Source organism: Lactobacillus delbrueckii subsp. delbrueckii DSM 20074 = JCM 1012, assembly GCF_001433875.1.
Lineage (GTDB): Bacteria > Bacillota > Bacilli > Lactobacillales > Lactobacillaceae > Lactobacillus > Lactobacillus delbrueckii.
The window spans coordinates 1-319 of sequence record NZ_AZCR01000146.1 but is presented as its reverse complement, the minus strand read 5'-3'; the positions used below and the strand labels follow the sequence as shown (position 1 = coordinate 319).

2 tRNA genes are annotated in these 319 nt (G+C 46.4%); both read left to right on the top strand.

Going from position 1 to position 319, the window contains the following annotated elements:
* Positions 1-4: 4 nt before the first annotated feature.
* Positions 5-78, top strand: a tRNA-Ile gene (locus tag FD23_RS08885).
* 69 nt (positions 79-147) lie between these two features.
* Positions 148-220 (top strand) — tRNA-Ala (locus FD23_RS08880).
* Positions 221-319 lie beyond the last annotated feature (99 nt).

Genomic DNA, 319 nt, shown 5'->3' with positions numbered 1-319 from the left:
ACTTGGGCCTGTAGCTCAGCTGGTTAGAGCGCACGCTTGATAAGCGTGAGGTCGATGGTTCAAGTCCATCCAGGCCCATTGAAATGCAAAGAAAGCTCTTTACATTTCAGCCGAGATGGAGTAACATCTTAAAAGTTGATATTTTACGGGGGCATAGCTCAGCTGGGAGAGCACCTGCTTTGCAAGCAGGAGGTCATCGGTTCGATCCCGTTTGCCTCCATTGGCCGGAAGGCCAAGTTTGTACGTTGAAAACTGAATATCTTAATTCCAAGAAAAAACCGAGAATCATTGAGATCAATGAAAACATTGCAAAGCGACC